Genomic DNA, 21,791 nt, shown 5'->3' on the forward strand with positions numbered 1-21,791 from the left:
AAGATGAACCAATTTTAATACATCTGGCTCGCAGATGCATCTTTTTTGCCGTTGAAAATGTAATCAGTTTTTCTTGGAAGTGCTGTCACGCTTGAGTAAGCACAAACAAGCGACGGCAATCAGTCCAATTTTCAACGCTGTTTTTCGTCTTGGTCGAGCCGTTTTATGCTTTGACATAGGCACATTGTCCAAACACATAGGTGGCATGGATATTACGATCATCACCCATCAGCATCAGGGCAAATAAAGCATCTTCCAGATTTTTGGCACGTTGTTGACGTAGGGCTTGTAGAGCCGTGGCTTTTAAATCGAGCACCACAAAATCTGCTTCTTTGCCCAAATCAAAGTTTCCAAGTTTGTCCTCTAGGTCTAAGGCTTTTGCCCCCCCTAACGTGGCATGGTACAGCGCTTCAAATGCGGACAGTTTATCGCCTTGAAGTTGTTGAACTTTGTAGGCTTCATTGATGGTTTGTAGTTGGTTAAATGAGGTGCCTGCACCAATGTCTGTGCCTAAGCCGACTTTCACCTGTTTTTCCCATGTTTTCTTTAATGGAAATAAACCACTGCCTAAGAACAAATTCGAGGTTGGACAAAACGCAATGGCAGAGTTGGTCTGATGCATACAGTCCCATTCAGCATCTTCCAAATGCACACAGTGTGCAAACACGGAACGTGATCCGGTCAGACCATAATGATGATAAACGTCTAAATAGCCGTTTTGCTCAGGGAATAATGATTTGACCCACGCAATTTCATTTTTATTTTCACTCAAATGCGTATGTACATAAACATCAGGATACTCGGCTTTTAGCTCCCCTGCCCGTGCCAATTGTTCAGGCGTTGAGGTTGGGGCAAAGCGAGGCGTGATGGCATAAAGGTTACGGCCCTTGCCATGCCACTTTTCGATGAGTGCTTTGGAGTCGTTATAGCCACTCTCTGCAGTGTCACATAATGCTTCAGGTGCATGTCGATCCATCATCACTTTACCGGCAATTAAGCGCATCTGATGCTGTTCTGCAGCCTTAAATAAAGCATCGACCGATTGTGGATGAACGGTACAAAAAACCAAGGCTGTTGTGGTTCCGTTTTTGAGTAACTCGTTTACGAAGAACTGTGCAATTTGCTCTGCATAAGCCGGATCTTCAAATTGGATTTCGGTTGGGAAGGTATAAGTATCAAGCCATTCCAGCAGTTGTTCACCATAAGCCCCCATCATTTCCGTTTGTGGATAATGGATGTGGGTGTCGATGAAACCCGGAACAATCAATTGATCTGGATAATGCTGTACGTCAACCTGATCTGGGAGATGGTGTTGTCCCTCAGACCATGGACCGAACCATTGAATTTTTCCGGCTTGCGTAATCAGCAAACCATCTTCGAAATAGCGCACTTGGTCGTGAATTTCACGTGCTTGGGCAACTGTATTCTGAATATCTAGAAAGCGACCACGGATCGCTGTAGATGCGATAACAGAAGACATGACATACCTGCAGTTTAGAATTTTTTCGGTTGATTGTAGCTTAATTTGGCTAGAAAAGGCGTTGCTGTAATTAGAGGATTATGTTCTAAAACATCGAACAGCCATTAATGTATGTCGAGAGCATGTCATTTTTTTCAAAGCGATTGATTAAATCAATGCGCTTGTGTCAGGCTAAATCGAATCAAAGAATAGAATTCAACCGTGTATCTATGTCCCATCCAATGCATCCTGTGAATCAATCACAGCTTGAAGCCACGTATGTTGAGCGCTTGCAGCAACTGATTCAGCAACATGACGGCATCATGTCTATTTTAAAGCAGCTTTATTTGGTGGATGCCAGTGCGTATATTGCCGCAGGTGTCATTCGAAATATGCTGTGGTCAGTGCTACACCAACACAGCTATACACTGTCCCATACTGAGGTGGATATCATATTTTATGACGCTGAGGATAACGGTGCTCATAGTGATCAGATCCAAAAAGAAATGCAGTCTTTCTTTCCATTGATACAGTGGGATGTGACCAACCAAGCTTTGGTGCATCATTGGTATCGTTTAGACAATGGTGATTCTATTTTGCCCCTAACATCGATTTCCCATGCCCTTTCTTTGTGGGTTGAAACTGCAACGGCTGTTGCAGTCCGTTTAAATGAGCTTGATCAAGTAGAAATCGTGGCACCATTTGGACTAGCTGATTTATTTGAATTAAAACTGCGTTGGAATTCAACCTTAGTTAGTCGAGCGACTTTTTTGCAACGTATAGAAGAGAAACAATTTTTACAACGCTGGCCGAAACTCAAACTCTTGATGACGCCTGAAGCTTAGTTCATGGCTTCGTGTCAGAATAAAAAGCCTTCTCGAAAAGAAGGCTTTTATTTATCTAAGCGTTTTATAGTGTGGTTTCATGGTACTTCTTGCTGTGTCGGATCGATAACCACGCAGTGATGGCTAAGGTCACTACAATAAAGCCGAGTGAAATCCAAATTGGCATGTGGAACACATCGAGCAACAGCATTTTAGCGCCAATAAACACGAGGATAATGCCCAGACCATACGGTAAGTAATGCATTTTCGATGCAGCACCGGATAAGAGGAAGAACATAGCACGTAGACCTAAAATCGCCATTAAGTTTGCAGTCAGTACAATGAATGGGTCAGAGGTAACCGCAAAGATCGCTGGGATTGAGTCAACCGCAAAAATGACGTCCGATGCTTCAACCAAGATCAACACTAAAAAGAGCGGCGTTGCCCACAAGACACCATTTTGACGAACGAAGAATTTATCTTTATGCATTTGAGGAGTAATACGCATGTGTTTACGTAGCCACTTCAAAATCGCCATATCTTCGATATCTTTGTCGTCTTCGTCTGAACCCTTAAGGAATTTAAAGCCGGTATACACCAAGAACGCACCGAAGAAGTACAGTACCCAAGAGAATTCTTGAACGAACCATGCCCCAATAAAAATAAAGATAGTACGTAGTACAATTGCACCGAGGACACCGTAGAGTAACAGTTTGCGCTGCAAAGCAGGTGGAATGGCAAAGGCTGCAAAAATCATGAGCCAGACAAAAACGTTATCAATTGCAAGTGATTTTTCGAGCAGATAACCAGCGAAATATTCCATGACTTTGGTGTTTGCAACAGCGACACCAGCGGTTTGCTGTAAGTAGAGCCACAATGCACCACCGAATAAGGTAGCCACAGAGACCCATGCAATACTCCAATAGGCAGCGGTTTTGACTTTGATTTCTTGGCCTTTGTTATTTTTAAAGCCTAAAAAGTCGATGAGTAGCATGATGGTGACTAAACCGAAAAATGCCAGATATAGCCATAAAGAGCCAATCGTTTCCATGTGTATTCTCCACATCTAACAACCAGCCATAAAAAAACCTCGACCAGTTGCCAGACGAAATAAAACGCCTGAGACAACATGATCAAGGTCTTGCCTACATCGTACTGTAATGATTTTCAGCAGCGATGCTCAGATACCGACTTTTTGCAAAGTGTAATGACGATATTCTGACACGTAAAACAAGGTTTACGTTTGGAGGAGGCTACTCCCCTTGTTCAAATTTTGTTTTGGACACTGTCCAAATATGCGGCAAAGCATGACAGTTTTTAGTTCAAAGTGCAATCAGCAATTTACGAATTCATTTAATGTGTCACGGGAGGATTAAAATCACCACGGTGTACCAACGCTAAGGCTAAAAGTGTGCCGATCACCGCGATGATTCCTCCGATCACGCCAATATAACTCAAACCGAAATGTACACTGACCATGCCGCCCAAGAGTGCACCACCGCCAATCCCTACATTATAAAGTCCTGAATAGATAGCCATGGCGACATCGGTGGCGTCGGATGCGAGATGTAGTGTCTTTGACTGTAATGCGAGACTAAATCCAATGATACTCATGCCCCATAGTAGGCACACCGCACTCACACCTGCAAAACTCAAAGAAAATGGAAGCAACAGCAGCATCGATAAAGCCAGTATGGCTGTACTCAAAGGAATCGCAACTTTAGGATATTTCCCACCAAATTTCCCAAAGAGATAAGAACCTAGAAAGCCTGCTGCACCAAAGATTAATAACAACGTGGTGGTTTGCATGGAGTTAAATGCAGCAATGTTGAGCGAGAACGGTTCGATATAGCTATATGCGGTAAATTGCGCGCTAATGACGATAATGATTAATGCAAAGACCATCATTAAGCTTGGACGGTGAATAAACTGTTTTAGGCTGCTCAGTGAACCTGAGTTCAAACTCGGCAGTATTGGCAGCGTTTTGGCTAAAATCAGGCATACGATACTGGCGCCAATGCCAATCAGAGCAAAGGTATTTCGCCAACCATAGGCTTCTCCAACCATCCGCCCAAACGGAATACCGAGAACCATTGCCAAAGCTGTGCCTGTGGCCAAAAGACCCAAGGCCTGAAATTCTTTGCCTTTCGGCGCAACACGAACTGCCAGCGACGCAGTAATGGACCAAAAAAGTGCATGCGAGAAAGCAATGCCGATTCGACTGAGCAATAAAGTATTAAAGCTCCATGCGAAATACGACAGAATATGGCTGACAATAAACACCATAAATAAGCAAATCAGGAGCGAGCGACGTTCAATATTTTTGGTCAATAACATGATCGGCAAAGAAATCGGCGCAACCACCCATGCATACAGCGTAATCATGATGCCGACATCGGTCGCGGCTAAATTAAAGGTTTTGCCAATATCGCTGAGCAACGCGACAGGTACAAATTCAGTGGTATTAAAAATAAATGCTGCGAAAGCCAAAGCAATCACAGCTGTCCAAGAGCCAGAAGAAGCCGTTTCGGAGGGAGAGGCAGACATGAGTGTCTTCAAATAAAAAAAAAGTGGCATATTTTACTATGCTCTATACACAAGCAGGAACCGATTTAAGCCCTGTACATGCGGTTTAAATTAATACAAAAACAACAGAGTTGACCTGCATTACATGCCAATTTATAAAAAAATGGAGGAAATTTAAGATGTTTGTACAACAAGATGATGATCAAAAAAAAGGAGCTTTCTTTGTTGAGCAAGATGGGGAGCGTTTGGCAGAGATGACTTACTCATGGGCAGGCGATGATAAATTTATTATTGATCATACCGATGTCAGTGACAGCTTGCGAGGCCAAGGTGTTGGACGACATCTCCTCGATGCAGCAGTGAATTTTGCTCGGGAAAAGAACGTGAAAATTATTCCGCTCTGCCCTTTTGCAAAATCTGTATTTGATAAAGATGAATCGATTCGTGATGTTCTACGCTAATACGCTAAATTGTATAGCGTGATGTGAATTAATCATTTGGATAAATAAAAACAGCCTGATGGTATTGCAATCAGGCTGTTTTATTTGAAATCTAGTTGTGAAGTTGAATTAAGATCGTGATTTATACAGCGATACAACCAAGCATGCTGCAGCAATGAGCAATACAAAGATAGCGACAAGATAAAGGTCCATAATAAAAATATCCGGCAAGTGTGATTTAATTGTTTTTTAATTAATGTGAAAGGTGTACGGATTTATTATCACCTACAGTTGAATATAGGTCGTTTAAGTTCTGTACCAATCACTTTCTCGTTTGTTACACGGTGTATTTTTTCATAAAAAGGAAGAAAAAACAGTGACTATGCAACATCAAGATAATGGTCAAAAAGGTGAATTTTTTCAGTTAAATGCTGAGGGTGTACGCCTCGCAGAAATGAGTTATCTATGGCGTGATGAACACAGCATTGTGGCAAATCACACGTGGGTAGATGATTCCTTACGTGGGCAAGGGGTTGCTCGTGTACTATTGGATCATTTGGTGGAATTCGCTCGTGAGAAACACTTAATAATTATTCCAACCTGTTCTTATGTAGAGGTGATGTTTCGCCGAGACAAGACATTAGCCGATGTTCAAGCCTAAAAAAGCCCGCGATGCGGGCGTTTTATCAGTATGAAAATTTAAAAACTGCTTTGTGCTCAATTGAGCTTGAGTTTCAACACCGTTGATGGTGTTTTGACGATATGTGGCCACAATTGTAACAAAATCGAGCAGATCAATATTCCTAAAACCAAGCTTAAACACATGATATTTAATAAAGCAAAATCATTCAGCACGAAATAAATACTGCCAATGGTCATCATCATTAGTAAATAAATAAGATAGTGAGGAATCACTGTGCGCAGTGTTATTCCTAAAATAAATGAGCAAATAACGACATTAAAAAAATCTGAAACGCCAAAATTATTCAGTATGATCAAGGCAGCAAAATATACACAAGTGATCGATAAAAAAATGAGTAAATTTTTAAGCATGGTCGGCCTCTTTATTCATCTTCAAATGGAAATAATTTCATTGTTTTAATATGTATAAGTTTAAAAAAATGAAGGTGATATCGGTATACGTGATCTTGGTTTTGTGTTGTAAGTTAAAAAGCACATTTGATTAAAAAATATACAAATATTTACTCATCCTGTAGCGCTTTCTACGTTAAAATCGTGCAAATACTTTAAGAATAAACACAATGATACAACTCTGTTATGCCAGTACACGTGTAGAACAACAATTTGATTTAATACAAGATTTAAGTGATATTTTGGTAAGAGCCCGCAGCTTCAATAACGAACAGCGTATTTTTGGCGTGCTGTACTATGCCGAAGGCCGGTTCTTCCAATGCCTGCAAGGTGAGCAAGCGGCTCTCGAACAGCTTTTTCAGCATATTGCGAAAGATACTCGCCATAGGGATATTGTGCGTTATCCTGATCAAAATATTGATCAAATCGATTTTTCAAAATGGTCGATGAAATATGTCAACCGACATAGTGAAATTGCTAGTTTGTTTCAGCGCTTTGGATATTCAAGCTTTCAACCCGACGTGCTCAATCTAGAACAAATTCAGGCGTTTTTAACGACATTGTTAAGATTAGAGAATGTTGAACAGCCGGTTAAGCTGGATTTAGGCTATAAAAACCGAGGCTATCAGCATTATTTTTAAGCTGAGTGTGAATAAAAAAAAAGCCCGCGCAGCGGGCTTTTTTTTATTTTATCTAGTGGGTTTAGGCTTTTAATGCACTGATCAACTTCTGATGTAAACCACCAAAACCGCCATTCGACATAATCACCACAGCATCGCCCTCGCCTGCCTCGCTTACGATGGTTTGAATGATCTCATCCAGTGAACGAGCCACCACAGCTTTATTCGCAGCAGCTTCAATCACAGGTTGTAAATCCCAATCCAAACCTTCAGGTTGATACCAAATCACTTCATCTGCTAAGCGTGCAGAATGTGCAAGCCCATCTTTATGGCTACCCATGCGCATGGTATTAGAACGTGGCTCGATTACCGCCCAAAGCTTACGTTCACCCAAGCGCTTACGTGCACCTTCCAGTGTGGTATCAATTGCAGTTGGGTGATGTGCAAAGTCGTCATAAACTTCAACGCCACGTACGGTACCCAAAAGTTCCATACGACGTTTTACACCACCAAAGTTCGAAAGCGCCTCACACGCCGTTTCAATCGAAACACCGACATGTTCAGCCGCAGCAATGGTTGCCAAAGCATTGGCTACACTGTGTTGCCCAGTCATATTCCATTTGACTTCGCCTTTCACGACACCATGCTGAAGCACTTTGAAATGTGAACCGTCAGCAGACAATTGCTCTGCATACAGCTCAGATTTGTCATTGGCATCTAAAGATGTACGCACTACAGGTGTCCAGCAGCCCATTTCCAAGACTTCATCAATATTTGTCTCTGTGATGGGCGCAATGATACGGCCTTCACTTGGAATAGTACGAACCAGATGATGGAATTGCTTTTGAATCGCCGCCAAGTCATCGAAGATATCGGCATGGTCAAATTCAAGGTTATTTAAAATCGCCGTTTTTGGATGATAATGCACGAACTTCGAACGTTTGTCGAAGAATGCAGAATCGTATTCATCGGCTTCTACACAGAAGTATTTTCCACCGCCTAAACGTGCACTCTCAGTGAAACCCAATGGCACACCGCCAATCAAAAAGCCTGGTTCTAAACCTGCTTGATCGAGGACCCAAGCGAGCATGGTCGTTGTTGTCGTTTTACCATGGGTGCCTGCAACACCTAAGACATGTTTACCTTGTAGCACGTGGTCTGCAAGGAACTGTGGGCCAGAAATATAAGGCAGGCCTTCGTTCAGCATGTATTCCACTGCATCAATGCCACGTTTCATTGCATTGCCGACAATCACGAGATCTGGGTGTGGTTGAAGGTGGCTACGGTCATAGCCTTGCATTAAGGTAATGCCTGCATTTTCCAATTGGGTAGACATTGGTGGGTAAACGTTTTGGTCTGAACCCGTCACCTTATGTCCTAAATCACGCGCCAAGAGCGCCAATGAACCCATAAAGGTGCCACAAATACCCAAGATATGCAGATGCATTCGTTCTAACTCCACTGCTTTTATCGACACATCACTTTGTTATTGTGGTGTTGTCATTATAGATTTGGTTGAAAAGGTTAATTTCATTTGAGAGCAACCATAGCAAGGGTCTTAGCGAAAAGATAGATTTTTTTGTATGAGATCGTGCAAAAAGATTGAGCACGTAACTGATCAAATGTACGCAATTTTCTTGAGGATAAAAACACGGAAAATAGGCGCGAAATCATGATGAAAAACGTACAATAAGCGCAATTTTTTGCGATCTTGATTGCTTATGTCACTTGCCCTATTTTTATTGATTATCTCCAACTGTTTTATGACTTTGGCCTGGTATGGACATCTGAAATTTCTACATGATGCGCCGCTCTGGCAAGCGATTTTATTTGGATGGGCTATAGCATTACTCGAATATAGTTTTATGATCCCAGCAACGCGACTGTTGGCCAAACATGGGTGGTCTTTGGGTCAAATGAAAATCACACAAGAAGTCGTGACGCTATTGGTCTTCGTTCCATTTATGATTTTCCTTTTTAAACAAACCTTTAAGTTGGACTATTTGTGGGCAGGTTTATGCCTTTTTGGATGTGTCTATTTCGTGTTTCGCAGTGCTTAACTGATCCAATGCTGCATGGCTCTGATCATTTAAGTGAGGCGTGTTTGCAGGCATTTTTGAGGACTTTACTAAACTCACGGTCTCGTGGAGTTGGATCTTCATAGTCAAAGGCATAATCACTCTCATTGGTTAGTACAGTCTTTGACCGTCTGCTTCAAAGTCCATGAGTGCAAAACCAAAGCTTTGGTCATCACAATACACACGATATTCTGAAATTGAATACATGTTATCACGGCCATCATCTGCTTTGTAATAGCCTGTCATCTTGAACGACTCACGTTCATCAATGATCGATTTGCCAGTGACTAAAAATTTTTCGTGGATGTAGCCATTACTCTTAATCTGGCTGTTATAGCCTTTTTGTTTCTGTAAGAGGTTAAATTCTATTTCAAATTGGCTGGTATTGAGTTGAACCAGTTGGGCAAAACTCTGAGAGCTTAAGGCTAAAGTGAGCAGGATGAAGATCTGTTTCATCTTTAAAGTGTCTTATAAATATTGATTTAATAAAAGTTTTTATAAAATTGAAAAAAATAAAAATAATTTTATAAAAATATTATGGAGTTTTCTCTTTAAAGACAACCGTTAAATTTTATTGAGATGAATTTTCAGTCTATAATATGGGGCTCTTATTAAAGCTTGGCTCTAGTCGAGATTTACTCTCTCTTACTTTAATCTCTGGAAACATTGCAATGAATGCGGCCGCTTCACAAGACACTCCTCTCGTTGGAATTATCATGGGTTCTCAATCGGATTGGGCAACGCTAGAAAACACTGCCAATATGCTGAAACAGCTTGGCGTCCCATTTGAAGCGGAAGTTGTATCTGCACACCGAACTCCAGATCGATTATTCGAATATGCTGAAACCGCACGTGATCGTGGTATTCAAGTGATTATTGCCGGTGCTGGCGGTGCAGCACATTTGCCAGGCATGTGCGCAGCAAAGACTGACCTGCCTGTACTTGGCGTACCGGTAAAATCATCAATTTTAAACGGCGTGGATTCATTACTGTCTATCGTGCAAATGCCAGCAGGTATTGCAGTTGGTACTTTGGCGATTGGCCCAGCGGGTGCGACCAATGCAGCGATCATGGCGGCACAAATTTTAGGTTTAACGCGTCCTGAAATCGCAAAAAATGTTGCAGATTTCCGCGCTGCGCAAACCGATAAAGTGGCGAGTAAAAATATTCCGGGTCAAGCTTAATTAAGGGGCATTTCTCATGGATAAAACCATTGGTATTTTTGGTGGTGGCCAGTTGGGTCGCATGATGGCGCAAGCGGCATTGCCTTTAAACATTCAATGCACCTTCTTTGAAGCGAGTACTGAGTGCCCTTCTGCAGCGCTGGGTCCAGTGATTTCGACTCAAGCTGAAAATGGTTTGCAAGATTTCATTCAGAGCGCAGATGTTTTCAGCTTAGAGTTTGAAAATACTCCGTTAGCAGATGTTGATGTGTTGACTAAGAACAAAGCATTGCACCCACCGCGCCAAGCTTTAGCGATTGCACAGCATCGTTTGTCTGAAAAAGCTTTGTTTGATGAATTGGCTATCCCAGTTGCACCTTATAAGGCCGTGACATCTTTCGAGGGTTTACAAGCTGCTGTTGCTGAGTTGGGTTTACCCATCGTACTGAAAACATCGCGTGGCGGTTATGACGGTAAAGGTCAATTTGTGCTACGTAGCGCTGAGCAAATGGATCAAGCATGGGCTGAACTAGGCCCTGCAGGTGAATTGATCGCGGAAAGCTTTGTAACCTTCTCACGTGAAGTCTCAATCATTGCGGTGCGTGGTCAAGATGGTGATGTGAAAACATGGCCATTGGCGGAAAACCACCACCACAACGGCATTTTGTCGCATTCGATTGTGCCTGCACCAAACAGTGCAGACTTACAACCAGTTGCGCAAGATTACATTACTCGCCTGCTCAATCATTTGAATTATGTCGGTGTTTTGACGCTAGAGCTTTTTGTGACGGATAAAGGCTTATATGCCAATGAGATGGCGCCACGTGTGCATAACTCGGGGCATTGGTCGATTGAAGGCGCAGTGTGTTCACAATTTGAAAACCACATTCGTGCTGTAGCAGGTCTACCTTTGGGTTCAACTGAAGTTGTTCGTCCAACGGTCATGGTAAACATCATTGGCCAACATCCGAAGTCTGAAGATGTATTGGCACTGAATGGCGCACATTTGCATCTGTATAACAAAACAGAGCGTGAAGGTCGCAAAATCGGTCACATCACATTAATGCCGAACGATACTGCAGAATTAACAGCTTTATGCCGTGCTTTGGCGAAAATTTTGCCGAATCCACTGGCACTTAGCGAAGATATGACCATTTAAACCTGTGTTTGAATGATAAAAAAGCGGTCATGCACATGGCCGCTTTTTTTATCGCTATAGTTCGGGCATCATTGCGCCTCTTTGCAAAATCACACCGCTTATCGGTGAAACGATAAGAAACCTTTGATTACAAAGTGGTCATTCGTTTATAAATATTCTGCGTTAATCTTCGTATGATTTTTTGTGTATCAATAGCCTGCGATGTGTGTGAATCAAAATCAAAAATAACCAAAGCGTTTTGAATTCAAATTGTGTTTTTAAATTCAAACTATGAATTTGAATTCAAAAAATCTTATACGAAAAAAATGAATTCAAAGTTTATGAATTCAAATTTGAAAAAATGAATTCATTTCGCCGTGTTTAAATTTAAAATTTGAATTTAAAAGTTGCTCAGACTTATTGGATCTATAGGGAGTATATTTTAAAACCTATAATATTTTGATTATTAATAATAAAAATGAATTTTTACCCTATTTTGCATTTGTGGATAATTTTTTATGCACCTAATTTATCTTTAAATTTAAAAGTTTTGAATTTAAATTTAAACCGGTGTTTGGTTTGTAATGAATTTAAAGTTGGGTTGTGGATAACTACTTTTGAATTCAAATTTTAAAAATGAATTTAAATAAGTAGAAAATATGAATTTAAATTTACGTTTTGAACCTTTAACTTTTGCTTTGAGCTGCTATTGTTAAAGCAACAATTTAAATTCAAAAAAGATCTAGGGTATGAAGCATCACTTAGGATTTGTTTTCGGGACTGCTTTTTTGGCAATAACTCAGGCAAATGCCGAGTTGATTATTAATGGTCAGTCTGTCAATGCGTCGAGCATTCCTACAACAAGCAGCATTTCACCACAAAATAACTTTCAAGGTTGTTTAGCCAATTTGCGCTCGCAAGCAATGAATGCTGGTGTGAGTGCATCCACTTATGATCGCTATACACAAAATTTAACACCTGATTATTCTGTGATTGAAAAGCTCAACTATCAGCCTGAGTTTTCAACTCCGATTTGGGACTATCTGTCCGGTCTGGTAGATGAAGAGCGTGTACAACTGGGTCAGCAGAAATTGGCGCAGCATCGTGATGTATTAAACCGTGTCGCAGCGGCTTATGGTGTGCCTGCTGAAACCGTGGTCGCGGTTTGGGGTGTGGAGAGTAATTTTGGTGATATTGCGGGTAGCTATCCTTTATTACAGTCATTGGGCACTTTAAGTTGTGAAGGACGCCGTCAAAGCTATTTCCGTGGCGAGTTTTTTGCAGCCATGCGGATTTTGCAGCGTGGTGATTTAAATGAATCTCAATTGAAAGGTTCGTGGGCAGGTGCATTTGGTCATACCCAATTTATGCCGAGCACTTATGAAGAACTGGCCGTCGATTTTGATGGTGATGGCCGCCGTGATTTGGTGTCGAGTACCACGGATGCGTTGGCATCTACAGCCAACTTCCTGAAAAAGCGTGGTTGGCAAACTGGTCAGCCGTGGGGCTTTGAAGTAAAAATTCCAGAAGGAATGTCGATCAGTGGTGAAAGTCGGCGTAATAAAAAGTCATTAGATAGCTGGATGAATCGTGGTTTGCAGCGTGCCGATGGCACGCCGTTAATTCAAGGTAACCTTTCTGGATCGAGCCAAGCTGGATTAATGGCACCGGCTGGGGCAAGTGGGCCTGTATTCTTGGTGTTTAAAAATTTCGATGCAATCTACAGCTACAATGCCGCAGAAAGTTATGCATTAGCGATTGCGCATTTATCCGATCGCTTACAAGGCAAGGGTGGCTTTAGTACGACATGGCCAACCGATGATCCTGGGACTTCACGTGCGGAACGACGTGAGATTCAACAATTTTTACTTAACCGTGGCTATGACATTGGTAAAGTGGATGGATTAATTGGAGATAAAACCCGTCAAGCCATTCGACAAGAGCAAAATCGACTGGGTTTAAGCCCAACAGGTCGGGCGGGACAGCAGATTTTACGGGCTTTTCGTAATGAACATGCCAAGGCAATGATGAATTAAGTTTGAGCTATGCTTTGTATATAGTAGTTAATCTATATAAAAGCTTGTCTATATAAAAAAGGTCTGCAATTGCAGACCTTTTTTATATGTTTTTGACTCTTAAACCGCAGTGATTGTACCTAAGATACGATAGCCAGCAGCACCAGTCACACTTGGTAAATTTGCACTAAGCTGATTGACAAAGCGCATCGCCAACCAAGCAAAGGCTGTGGCTTCCACCCATGTTGGGCTTAAGCCTAAATCGGCGGTACTTTGTACCGTCCATTCATGTTTACGTAAACGCCAGCGCAGTTGCTCTAATAGGTGCGAATTGTATGCACCACCACCGCATACATAGACTTCACCAGTATCCATATCAGAACGGTAAATGGCTTTTTTAATGGCACGTGTGGTGAGTTTCATTAAGGTTGCTTGAATGTTTTCTGGCGTATCTTCGAGTTCGTCATATTCGAGATCTCCACGCCAATCGAGAATCTGTTCATCTAACCATTCTAGATTGAAGTCTTCACGACCTGTGCTTTTTGGCGGTTCTTTAGAGAAAAACTCATGTGCTTGTAAGCGGTCGAGCAGACTGCGAATAGGTTGACCATAAGCTGCCCAGTTCCCATTTTCATCATAGGGCTGACCAGTATAACGTTCGCACCATGCATCCATTAAAATGTTGGCAGGGCCTGTATCAAAGCCATAGACATCTTCAGGTTTACCCGCAGGTAACATGCTGACATTGGCAATGCCACCCAAGTTTAAAATCACACGGTGAATGGTGTCATGTTGGAAAAGCGCTTGATGGAACGCAGGAACTAAAGGTGCGCCTTGACCACCCGCAGCCATATCACGGCGGCGGAAGTCTGAAATCACCGGGATTTTAGTGAGTTCGGTAATAATATTGGGGTCGCCAATTTGCAGGGTAAAACCATGTTCAGGGCGGTGGCGAATGGTTTGTCCATGTGAGCCAATCGCCTTGATTTGACTACGATCTAGCTGATTCTTCTCGATCAACTCATTGATGCCATGACCGATCATTTGAGCTAAAGCAACGTCTGCCTTACCCATACGATCAATTTCGTTGTCATCAGGCAAGGTGAGAGCCATTAGTTCATCACGAAGGTCTGGGTCAAAGGGAAGTGTGAGCGTCGCATGAATCTCTAAAGGATCAAAAGAAGCAGCAACAATATCGACACCATCCATGCTTGTGCCGGTCATTACCCCAATGTAGATCGCTGTCATGATGATTCTTAAGCCTGCAATGTGCTGAAAAAGTGTTAGTATATCGCACAAATTGTATAACTGATCTATTTGGATTTTGTGATGTCAAATTTCCTGCCGGCTGAAGAACAACTTGCCCTCATTCAACGAGGCACACATGAGATTATTTCTGAAGAAGATCTTCTTAAGAAATTAAAGCAGAATCGCCCATTAAAAATTAAAGCGGGTTTTGACCCGACTGCACCTGATTTACATTTAGGTCATACGGTTCTGATTAATAAATTAAAAGTTTTCCAAGATTTAGGTCATGAAGTTTACTTCCTGATTGGTGACTATACAGCCATGATCGGTGACCCAACGGGTAAGAGCGCTACGCGTCCGCCGTTGTCTCGTGAAAAAGTTTTAGAAAATGCTAAAACGTATCAAGAACAAGTATTTAAGATTCTTGACCCTGCGAAAACTAAAGTTGTGTTTAACTCAGAGTGGTTTGGTCAAAAAACTGCTGCTGACTTGATTCAGTTGGCTTCACAGCAAACTGTGGCACGTATGTTGGAACGTGATGACTTCACTAAACGTTATAACAGTCATCAACCGATTGCGATTCACGAGTTTTTATATCCATTGGTACAAGGTTATGACTCAGTTGCACTAGAAGCGGATGTAGAGTTGGGGGGTACAGACCAAACCTTTAACTTGCTGATGGGTCGTACATTACAAAGCCGTTATGACCAAGAGTCTCAAGTGTGCATTACTGTGCCGATTCTTGAAGGTTTAGACGGCGTAAATAAAATGTCTAAATCTTTGGGTAACTATATTGCAGTCTTTGATGCACCGGGTGCGATGTACCAAAAAGTGCTGTCAATGCCAGATGATTTGATCGAACGTTACTTTGACTTATTGAGCTTTAAATCGATTGAAGAAATTCAACAGTTGCTCAAAGAAGTGGCTGAAGGCCGTAACCCACAAGAAGTGAAGAAAATTCTTGCACTTGAATTGGTTGAGCGTTTCCATGGAGCAGAAGCTGCAGCAAATGCGCACAAAGGCGCAGGTAACTTGATTACTGAAGGTGAACTTCCAGAAGGTACACCAGAAGTGACGATTTCTCGTGGCGCATTTGGTGGTGAGATTTTCATTACTTCTATTTTGCGTGAAGCGGGTTTGACTAAAAATGCAGCTCAAGCAAAAGATGCAATTGGTCGTGGCGCGGTGAAAGTGGATTGGGAAGTGGTTGATGCAGGTTATGCTGTGTCAGAAAACAAAACTTTGATTATCCAAGCGAGCAAAAAAGCGATCGCAAAAGTAACTTTTACCGACTAATAAATTCTTGAATTTTTAGTTAAGTTATTGAATTAAAAGCAGGCTTCGGCCTGCTTTTTTTTACCAATTAATATATTAATAATATAAATAAGCAAATTCAAAAAAAACCTTATAAAAACAACACTTAAATTTTGCCAAATGTGTTGCATTTCTCGAATTTTATGTATAAGATTTATTCATCTAGAGAGATATATATACCATCTAGAGGGTACATAATCATAACTCCACTTTTTATAAGTCTCTTCCCCAAGGGACTCTTTTTTTTAGTGAGTTAACAAATAACTATAATAACTACACGATGGATCGACTAAAGATTCAATTCTAAGGGAAAGATTTTGGGAGAGATCTTTCCCTTTTTTATTTGTAAAATTGAGTTATTCCTTTCAAAAATCACATTTATTTCTGTATTAAAGACTTTAATCGCTCCAGAAAAAAGCCCGATTCAATCGAGCTTTAAAATGTGTTTACTCAGATAGATGTTCATTGAGTTTTATTTTAGGGCTTAGGGCCAAATTGAATGAAGCTTAATTTAGGTAAGATCCGCTTAACTAATGTTCCCACTAAAAGTGCGGTAATAATGGTGCCTTCACGGACTCCGATGACTTGATGTAAGACCAGCCAACTGCTGATAACCGCAATACTGACCAAGAGGATGTCGCCATAGGTTTTACAGTTGCCAAAATCAAGGCGATAACGAACAGCAATGGCTTGATAGAGACCTTCTGCGGCCAAGAGGACTAGACTGGCTTTGACCACTAAGCTCACACCTAAAGCAGTAATCAGGCAACTTGCCAAGCAAGCTAGGAGTTGAAGTGGGTAACTTTCTATGCTCCAGCCTTGGGTCAGCCACATTAAACCGTCAATAAATGCACCAAACAAAATTCCCACGGGTAATTGCAGCCACTGTATCCATTGAAAGCGTGATTTTAAGATCAGCATTTGCAGCAGGATCATGACGATATGCATTAATACTGTTAATGTGCCGACGGTGAGAGGAAAGATATAGCTAAAGCTATAGGGCACCGAGGAAATAGGGGATGTCCCTAAATTTGAATGTATAGAGAGTACGACACCAAAAGCCAAAAATCCTAATCCGCCTAATAGTAAGAATAAGCGTGGAAAAAACTGTGTTGGCATCCTGCACCTAAAAAATAAAAAGAGTGTACGTAAAACGCAGCCTGCGCTCTATGCGTCTAAAGCCCAAAAATAGTGGCTTTTTATGACTGTGATCGTTAATAGTGATTATTCAAATAAAATAGGCTGTATTTTTATCAGCAAAAATGACTAAGCATGTAATTAAAATGATTTTTGCAAAAACAGGCCTTATGGAACAATGGTCAAAAATCAAAAAAGAGCAACAACATGGCGTATTACAATACCGATAATCATGATGAACAGATTGATCGAATCTTGAGATATTTATTTGACTACCAAACTACACAGTATAAGCGAGCATTATTTTGTGAGGCGCAGCAACAATTACATGATTTGGATATCGCAGCACAGTACCAACTATTTGCATTGGTACGAGAACAACTCCCTCGACGTGCCAAGCTGCTATTTTCTGCCGAGGATTTCCGTGGAAAGCAACAAGTCATCTTGGAAGTCATGCAACATTTAGCATTTGAACGTTAAAAAATGCTTGGAAATATAAAAATGCACGCAAAAAAATGTCTATAAAGCTTGAATCGGTGTGATGACAGAAAAAAATGATGTGCTTTGAGGAAGAAAAGTAGACTAATGATCAATAAATAATCAAAGCTACTTTTATTAGATTTAAAAGCGCTGAAAAAGATTTGCTAGATATAAGAAATTTACTTAATTAAATATCGACTATTTGCTAAAAATTTATAAAAAATGCCTCTGTACACGACAAATTTCATAGGATCCTTGTCCTATCAGGCTTTTTCTTTCTTAAAATTGCTAGCACTTTCTTAAATTCTTCTTTTTTTCCAAAACCAATCAAACGTAGAATAGCCATTTGAACATAGTCCAAACCGTAGCGAAATAAACTTACTGAAAGTCGTCCATGCTTCTTTATTTTTATCGCTTTTTTCCGATCATGTTGCCATTCACCTGTTAAATAGCACCAACAGAAACCGATAGCTAGCACTGCTATCAATTTCTTGACTCGTCTAGGGTCTGTTAAACGAGTATTTTCAAGATTGAATCCACGTCCTTTGAGACAACTAAATAACGTTTCGATTTCCCAGCGTAATGCATAATCACGAATAGCAGAAGCATTAAACATAGGAGAAACAACAAGTAAAAGTTCTCCATCTTCTAATCGCAGCGCACTAATATACAGTTTCACTCGACCAACCCAAATACGTCGTTTACGACATTCAGTTTGACCAACTTGAAGATGACGAAATAAATCACTAATTTTATGATTCTTGGCTAAGTGATTGGTCACAATAAAGTTTTTTTAACACGTATACAGAAGTTAATGTCATTTTCAATTCACCATGTAAACCATTTCTCACCGATAAATTCTCTGTCTGCAAACACATTCACAATACGATCTTTACCAAAAATGGAGATAAAGCGTTGAATCAAAGCAATACGCTCTTTTGTATCTGAATTTCCACGTTTATTGAGCAATGTCCAAACAATAGGTATCGCTATTCCACGATAGACGATGGCTAACATCAAGATATTAATATCTCGTTTTCCCATTTCCAATTAGTTCTATCCAAAGTTAATTGGACTTTATCGAATGAAAATATATTGAAAATTAACTGAGAAATTTGACGATAATCGAAATACTGATCTGCAAAGAAGCGTTGTATACGTCGATAAAATGATTGTGGTAAGCACTTGATGGGTAAGGCTTTAGATGCAGAAGAAAGATTACATGTCTGTTTTTACAATTAATGCAAGCATAATCAGTGTAAAACATTTTGCATGTGACTTGTTCCACTTTAGATATTTGTTTAAGATGAGATGTAACTCATTGAAATGTGTCATCATATTCGTCGTCAGAAAACAAGTACTATGCCATTATTTCAATGAGTTATCTTTTTTTGTCGTGTACAAAGATATTTTTTAATGATAAATAAAAAGCCTATTTTTAAAGAAATTTAGCATACGGCATAGTGAAAACAACAATAGAGCAATTACTCAACAATAAACATTAACATCAATTATTTAGATCATATTCAATTTTAATAAAAAGACAAATGTGTATTAAAAATAGCCATCATACGTCTATTTTTGATTACAAAATATAATGAGGGGATTGCTTCCCATTTCATACATTTTTCATATATAAAAAGACATACTATTTTTAAGGTTTTTCTAAACCAATTTTTTTACTTCATAATTTTTAACATCATAATTAAAGGTGAACCATGCAAAATAAGAAGCGCACCCCATTAGACGCGCAACAGTCCCATCTTTGGATTATTGGTGGTGGTATCGCAGGTATGGCTGCTGCTGCATTTGCAATCCGTGATGCCAAAGTCCCTGCCAAAAATATCCATATTTTAGAAGAACTCGATATTTCAGGTGGTTCGATGGATGGTGGACATACACCGCATGCCGCGCAAGCTTGGGTAACACGTGGTGGGCGAATGCTGACCGATGAAACTTATTTGTGCCTATGGGACTTATTTTCCAGTATTCCATCTTTGGAAAATCCAGACATTTCGGTGCGTGAAGAATGTCGTGAGTTTAATGAAAAAGTGAAAACCCACGCCAATGCACGGTTGATTGATGCCGAACATGTCATTGCGGATGCAGCAAAGCTTGGTCTGAATACGCTACATCGTGCACAGATGCTGCGCCTATTAGCTTCAAAAGAAGAAAAAATTGGCAGTCGCCGCATTGATGAGTTTTTTGATGAAACCTTTTTTGAAACCAATTTCTGGCGCATGTGGCGCACGACTTTCGCTTTTCAAAAATGGCACAGTGCAGCAGAGTTAAGACGCTATTTCTTGCGTTTTATTCAAGAATTGCCACGCATTCATACCTTAGCGGGTGTGAAACGTACCAAGTACAACCAATATGACTCGATGATTCTGCCCCTACAGCGTTGGTTAGTCGCACAAGGCGTCGATGTGCGTTTTGGACACTATGTCACAGATGCAGACTTCATTACCAATGCTGAAACTCAAGAACGCTACGCTTCACGCCTATATGTACAATTGCCTGAAGGCTCAGAGCAAATTAATCTGAAAGCCAATGATTTAGCTATTTTCACTTTAGGCTCTATTACAGCAGACTCACGTTATGGCGGTAATCATGACGTGCCTGCCCTTATTCGTCATCGAGAAGATCATGGCTGGACGCTTTGGGAAACGCTGGCACAAAAAGCCCCAGACTTTGGCCGTCCAATGACTTTTTATGGCAATGTCGATGAACATAAGTGGGAGTCTTTCACTCTGACCATGAAAGATGACGTGCTACTTAAACGTATTATTGACTATACAGGCAATGAACCAGGCACAGGCGCACTCATGACTTGGTATGAGTCGGGTTGGCATTTATCCATCGTGGTTCCTGCACAGCCACACTTTGCCGACTTACCTGAAGGTTTATATACCTTATGGGGCTACGGTTTCCAAATTGACCATATAGGCGATTACATCAAAAAACCAATGTCCGAAGCCACGGGGCAAGAAATCCTAACAGAACTGATTAAACAGCTCGGTTTTGACGACATTTTAGATCATGTTTTGGCAACGACTGATGTTACTACCGCCATGATGCCATACGCCTCTGCCCTATTCGCCTGCCGTAAACCGGGGGATCGTCCACAGGTAATTCCACAAGGCTCACAAAACTTTGCTTTCCTTGGACAGTTTGTGGAAATTGAAGATGACGTGGTCTTTACTGTGGAATATTCAGTTCGTGGGGCGATGCTTGCCATTTATGAATTTTTTGGGGTGGAACGTGAAATCCCTGAAATTTACAACGGTCTACTTGATCCCAAAGTGGGTTTAAAAGCTTTAGAAACAGTGTTCCACTAAGTTTTTAATATATAGCGATAAGAGCACCTTTATGTCGCCACTATTACATAGTTTAATTTAAGCAACGTTTGGATACACGAGTGTGGCAGGGATGCCACACGTTATCCATCATAATAGGGATGTTATGTATGGGTAACAATCGAAATACTGATCTGCAAAGAAGCGTTGTATACGTCGATAAAATGATTGTGGTAAGCACTTGATGGGTAAGGCTTTAGATGCAGAAGAAAGATTACATGTCTGTTTTTACAATTAATGCAAGCATAATCAGTGTAAAACATTTTGCATGTGACTTGTTCCACTTTAGATATTTGTTTAAGATGAGATGTAACTCATTGAAATGTGTCATCATATTCGTCGTCAGAAAACAACTACTATACCATTATTTCAATGAGTTATCTTTTTTTGTCGTGTACAAAGAAAAAATGCTTAAAAAATAGGTAAAAGTGCAATTTTTTTAGCAAAAACGCTTATAAAAAATACATACGTGAAAAATATAGTGAATTGGGGGTTGCAATGATTCTGAAATGCTCTAGAATGCACCCCATACCGACGAGATAGACGGAAACGAACGAAACGCGAAGCGTTGAATTGTTGAGTTTATCGAAGTCCAGCTTCTAGCATTGACGAGATGTTAGAAAGATCATTAAGAGATTATGAAGAACAACTTGTGTGGATTTTTACTGATTGATCGATCGAAATTATTTTCATTGATTAATGGTAGAAATTACTCGAAGTTTATTTGAGCAAATTTTTGTCAGTAATTGATGAGCCAAGATTGGTACACTATATGTACTATTGATTTTAAACTGAAGAGTTTGATCATGGCTCAGATTGAACGCTGGCGGCAGGCTTAACACATGCAAGTCGAGCGGGAATAGGTAGCTTGCTACCGATTTCTAGCGGCGGACGGGTGAGT

At 40.6% G+C, this 21,791-nt stretch carries 18 protein-coding genes, 1 rRNA gene and 2 pseudogenes; 12 read left to right on the forward strand and 9 right to left on the reverse strand.

Annotated features, from left to right (window positions below; translation table 11 throughout):
* Positions 1-163: 163 nt before the first annotated feature.
* Positions 164-1,480, reverse strand: coding sequence for a guanine deaminase (gene guaD / locus FTU38_RS08925; RefSeq protein ID WP_180074182.1), 1,317 nt, complete (start codon positions 1,478-1,480; stop codon positions 164-166).
* Between the two features lie 209 nt (positions 1,481-1,689).
* Here guaD and FTU38_RS08930 point away from each other — a divergent pair, with 209 nt between their 5' ends.
* Positions 1,690-2,304 (forward strand): nucleotidyltransferase family protein, encoded by a 615-nt coding sequence (locus FTU38_RS08930; protein ID WP_257225701.1) that lies wholly within the window; start codon positions 1,690-1,692, stop codon positions 2,302-2,304.
* A gap of 64 nt (positions 2,305-2,368) precedes the next feature.
* Here the strand turns inward: FTU38_RS08930 and FTU38_RS08935 are convergent, their stop codons facing one another.
* A complete protein-coding gene (locus FTU38_RS08935) occupies positions 2,369-3,334 on the reverse strand; it encodes a TerC family protein (protein WP_180111013.1) in 966 nt (321 codons plus the stop codon).
* 302 nt (positions 3,335-3,636) lie between these two features.
* Positions 3,637-4,830, reverse strand: coding sequence for a sugar transporter (locus FTU38_RS08940; RefSeq protein WP_180111014.1), 1,194 nt, complete (start codon positions 4,828-4,830; stop codon positions 3,637-3,639).
* A 134-nt stretch (positions 4,831-4,964) separates the two neighbouring features.
* Between FTU38_RS08940 and FTU38_RS08945 the strand changes: the two genes are divergently transcribed.
* From FTU38_RS08945 to FTU38_RS08955, 3 genes are all read left to right on the forward strand, one after another.
* A complete protein-coding gene (locus FTU38_RS08945) occupies positions 4,965-5,270 on the forward strand; it encodes a GNAT family N-acetyltransferase (RefSeq protein ID WP_347269446.1) in 306 nt (101 codons plus the stop codon).
* Between the two features lie 313 nt (positions 5,271-5,583).
* Positions 5,584-5,910, forward strand: a complete 327-nt coding sequence (locus tag FTU38_RS08950) for a GNAT family N-acetyltransferase (RefSeq protein ID WP_257224328.1) — start codon at positions 5,584-5,586, stop codon at positions 5,908-5,910.
* Positions 5,911-6,511: 601 nt separating this feature from the next.
* Complete coding sequence (locus tag FTU38_RS08955; RefSeq protein WP_180050952.1) at positions 6,512-6,982, forward strand: BLUF domain-containing protein; 471 nt, start codon at positions 6,512-6,514, stop codon at positions 6,980-6,982.
* Between the two features lie 61 nt (positions 6,983-7,043).
* Here the strand turns inward: FTU38_RS08955 and mpl are convergent, their stop codons facing one another.
* Positions 7,044-8,408, reverse strand: coding sequence for a UDP-N-acetylmuramate:L-alanyl-gamma-D-glutamyl-meso-diaminopimelate ligase (gene mpl, locus FTU38_RS08960; protein WP_180106614.1), 1,365 nt, complete (start codon positions 8,406-8,408; stop codon positions 7,044-7,046).
* A gap of 274 nt (positions 8,409-8,682) precedes the next feature.
* Here mpl and FTU38_RS08965 point away from each other — a divergent pair, with 274 nt between their 5' ends.
* Entirely contained in the window at positions 8,683-9,021 is a 339-nt protein-coding gene (locus tag FTU38_RS08965; RefSeq protein WP_180050955.1) for a DMT family protein, read from the forward strand.
* A 129-nt stretch (positions 9,022-9,150) separates the two neighbouring features.
* Here FTU38_RS08965 and FTU38_RS08970 read toward each other — a convergent pair whose 3' ends face one another.
* Entirely contained in the window at positions 9,151-9,495 is a 345-nt protein-coding gene (locus FTU38_RS08970; RefSeq protein ID WP_228157220.1) for a hypothetical protein, read from the reverse strand.
* A gap of 215 nt (positions 9,496-9,710) precedes the next feature.
* Between FTU38_RS08970 and purE the strand changes: the two genes are divergently transcribed.
* From purE to FTU38_RS08985, 3 genes are all read left to right on the forward strand, one after another.
* The gene (purE, locus tag FTU38_RS08975) at positions 9,711-10,223 is read left to right on the forward strand and encodes a 5-(carboxyamino)imidazole ribonucleotide mutase (RefSeq protein WP_078189531.1); all 513 of its coding nucleotides are present in this window, start codon (positions 9,711-9,713) and stop codon (positions 10,221-10,223) included.
* Between the two features lie 16 nt (positions 10,224-10,239).
* On the forward strand, positions 10,240-11,361 hold the full coding sequence (locus FTU38_RS08980) for a 5-(carboxyamino)imidazole ribonucleotide synthase (RefSeq protein ID WP_078194467.1): 1,122 nt from the start codon (positions 10,240-10,242) through the stop codon (positions 11,359-11,361).
* A gap of 728 nt (positions 11,362-12,089) precedes the next feature.
* Positions 12,090-13,376: a lytic murein transglycosylase gene (locus FTU38_RS08985; protein ID WP_180111015.1), complete on the forward strand. Its 1,287-nt coding sequence runs from the start codon at positions 12,090-12,092 to the stop codon at positions 13,374-13,376.
* A 99-nt stretch (positions 13,377-13,475) separates the two neighbouring features.
* On the opposite strand, the gene FTU38_RS08990 is transcribed toward FTU38_RS08985, so the two are convergent.
* A complete protein-coding gene (locus FTU38_RS08990) occupies positions 13,476-14,603 on the reverse strand; it encodes an anhydro-N-acetylmuramic acid kinase (protein WP_078189534.1) in 1,128 nt (375 codons plus the stop codon).
* A gap of 63 nt (positions 14,604-14,666) precedes the next feature.
* On the opposite strand from FTU38_RS08990, the gene tyrS reads away from it, so the two are divergent.
* The gene (gene tyrS / locus FTU38_RS08995) at positions 14,667-15,899 is read left to right on the forward strand and encodes a tyrosine--tRNA ligase (RefSeq protein WP_171262600.1); all 1,233 of its coding nucleotides are present in this window, start codon (positions 14,667-14,669) and stop codon (positions 15,897-15,899) included.
* Positions 15,900-16,394: 495 nt separating this feature from the next.
* Here the strand turns inward: tyrS and FTU38_RS09000 are convergent, their stop codons facing one another.
* Positions 16,395-17,036 carry a YitT family protein gene (locus tag FTU38_RS09000; protein ID WP_162689805.1) on the reverse strand — a complete coding sequence of 214 codons (642 nt, stop codon included), beginning with the start codon at positions 17,034-17,036 and terminating at the stop codon, positions 16,395-16,397.
* A gap of 225 nt (positions 17,037-17,261) precedes the next feature.
* Here FTU38_RS09000 and FTU38_RS09005 point away from each other — a divergent pair, with 225 nt between their 5' ends.
* The gene (locus FTU38_RS09005) at positions 17,262-17,534 is read left to right on the forward strand and encodes a hypothetical protein (RefSeq protein WP_180111016.1); all 273 of its coding nucleotides are present in this window, start codon (positions 17,262-17,264) and stop codon (positions 17,532-17,534) included.
* Between the two features lie 244 nt (positions 17,535-17,778).
* Here FTU38_RS09005 and FTU38_RS09010 read toward each other — a convergent pair.
* A pseudogene (locus tag FTU38_RS09010) lies at positions 17,779-18,869 on the reverse strand (IS4-like element ISAba33 family transposase).
* A 383-nt stretch (positions 18,870-19,252) separates the two neighbouring features.
* Between FTU38_RS09010 and FTU38_RS09015 the strand changes: the two are divergent.
* Entirely contained in the window at positions 19,253-20,872 is a 1,620-nt protein-coding gene (locus FTU38_RS09015; RefSeq protein WP_004883953.1) for an oleate hydratase, read from the forward strand.
* 111 nt (positions 20,873-20,983) lie between these two features.
* Here the strand turns inward: FTU38_RS09015 and FTU38_RS09020 are convergent.
* A pseudogene (locus FTU38_RS09020) lies at positions 20,984-21,221 on the reverse strand (IS4 family transposase); the annotation flags it as partial.
* A gap of 457 nt (positions 21,222-21,678) precedes the next feature.
* Between FTU38_RS09020 and FTU38_RS09025 the strand changes: the two are divergent.
* Positions 21,679-21,791 (forward strand): 16S ribosomal RNA (locus tag FTU38_RS09025); the annotation flags it as partial.

This window comes from Acinetobacter sp. YH12098, assembly GCF_013419235.1.
Classification (GTDB): domain Bacteria; phylum Pseudomonadota; class Gammaproteobacteria; order Pseudomonadales; family Moraxellaceae; genus Acinetobacter; species Acinetobacter amyesii.